Origin of the sequence: Microbacterium sp. T32, assembly GCF_001619615.1 — a bacterium.
In the GTDB taxonomy this organism is placed as follows: Bacteria; Actinomycetota; Actinomycetes; order Actinomycetales; family Microbacteriaceae; genus Microbacterium.
The window spans coordinates 1-1,229 of record NZ_LQQP01000054.1 but is presented as its reverse complement, the minus strand read 5'-3'; the positions used below and the strand labels follow the sequence as shown (position 1 = coordinate 1,229).

1 protein-coding gene and 1 pseudogene are annotated in these 1,229 nt (G+C 69.2%); one reads left to right on the top strand and one right to left on the bottom strand.

Going from position 1 to position 1,229, the window contains the following annotated elements:
• A partial coding sequence (locus tag AVW09_RS15215) for a hypothetical protein (protein WP_156496131.1) occupies positions 1-408 on the bottom strand: 408 nt, incomplete at its 3' end.
• A 349-nt stretch (positions 409-757) separates the two neighbouring features.
• Here AVW09_RS15215 and AVW09_RS15210 point away from each other — a divergent pair.
• Positions 758-1,229, top strand: a pseudogene (locus AVW09_RS15210) (hypothetical protein); the annotation flags it as partial.

The following is a 1,229-nucleotide window of genomic DNA, read 5'->3' as shown; positions in this document are numbered from 1 at the left end:
CCCCCCCCCCCCCCCCCCCCGCAAATCATGGGCGGCGAAGAGAGCGTTGACGGCGGAGGTGATCATGACCACCGACACGAGGTCGCGGTGCGTGTGGAAAAACGCCGCCTCGGGGTGTCCCGATCCGTGATCGATCTCGATCCGCGCGACCGGTTCCGCGCTGCGATAGCTCACCGCGCTGACGTGCGGAACGAGAAGGACGTCGTTCGGCGCGAGCTGTTGTGCGGGCTGGGAGTTGATCTGCACGGTACCGGCGCCCGCGACATGGACGACGAGCGTGTCGGAACCGTGCGCGCGGCCCGTGTCGGTACCGCGAGACACCGCCAATCCCGTGTGCCACATCCGCCGCACAGCGACGTCCGCGACGACGGCCTCGTCGATGAAGGCGTGGGCCGCGGTGGCATCCATGTCGGTGACGGTCCAGCCGCGGAGGGCGAACCACTCGGCGACCTCGCGTCCCTCGAGCGGAATGCGGCGGATCCGCCACGGCGAACGCGAGTCGAACATTGCGGTGGCCTCCAGCGTGCGGTCCGCACAATCTACGAACCCCGGATGCCACCCGCCACCGCGCTCACCTGCTCCGCGCTGACACTCACCCGCGCCTGCGACTGCGGGTGGGACGCGAGGCGCCGGGCCTCACCCCGACGTGCGCGCGAGCGACAAGGAGAACGTCGATGCGACGCGGATTTCGCCTCGGCGGTCGGCACGGTGCTGGATGAAGGACGGCACCCCGAACCCGAAACGACAGGAGCCTCTCATGACCGACCTTTCGCGCGCCTCCGCACCGGACGACGACGGCATCCCCCGCCGCACCCTCATCGCCGGAGCCGCCTGGAGCATCCCCGTGATCGCGATCGCTACCGCCACCCCCGCACAGGCGGTGTCCAACGCTCTCTCGCTCGCCTTCAGCAAGAACGCCTACACCGGCGTCACATGCTCCTATATCGGAGGAGCCTCCGTGCTGGCGACCGTGAACGGAACGGCCGCCGCGGGCAAACCCGTCACGGTCACACTTGGCAATGGGTACCGGTTCAGCGACGGCAGCGTGACAAACACCCAGCTGAGTGGCACGGACGGGCGGGTTGCCCTTCCCTCGATCAATGTCCCGCTGTACGGCGGCACCGGAACATTCAGCGCCGTCAGCGGGGCATCGGTCGCCAACGCCACCGCCAGCGCGTCACCCTCCAGTGCGCGGGCATACACGTATGCGGGTGCGGGGACGTCGACGG